The organism is Priestia sp. SIMBA_032 (assembly GCF_046535215.1).
GTDB classification, from domain to species: domain Bacteria; phylum Bacillota; class Bacilli; order Bacillales; family Bacillaceae_H; genus Priestia; species Priestia aryabhattai.
The window spans coordinates 1-377 of sequence record NZ_JAWRXD010000218.1; the positions used below are offsets into that span (position 1 = coordinate 1).

At 58.9% G+C, this 377-nt stretch carries 1 protein-coding gene; it reads left to right on the top strand.

Annotated features, from left to right (window positions below; translation table 11 throughout):
• Nucleotides 1–377: hypothetical protein (locus SB717_RS34075; RefSeq protein WP_410907238.1), on the top strand; the 377-nt coding region annotated here is incomplete at both ends.

A 377-nucleotide genomic window follows, 5' to 3' on the forward strand; every position in this document is an offset into this window, starting at 1 on the left:
CTGCGGTATTCCCATCTTTTACCCAACCTCGGTTCAACAGATTCTCGACTTCGGTGTGCACGCTGTTGCGTTGTCCCGCAGCACTGGCGTCTGGGCCTCGATGAAGCTTGTCAGTGAAATCGTCGAGACGTCAGCTTCAGTCAACGTCGATCCGACCCGGGTACAACCCGTCATCCCGGAGTTTCCCTCTCAGCCCGCCGGTGGTTTCAATATCCGCTGGCCCGATCGATCTCTGGACCAGGAAGCACGGCTCTACCAGCATCGCCTCCCGGCAGTACTCGCCTATGCGCGAGCCAATCAAATCAACCGCGTGGTTTGGGACACTCCGACGCCACGGGTCGGCATTGCGTCCAGTGGTAAAGGCTATCTCGACACGG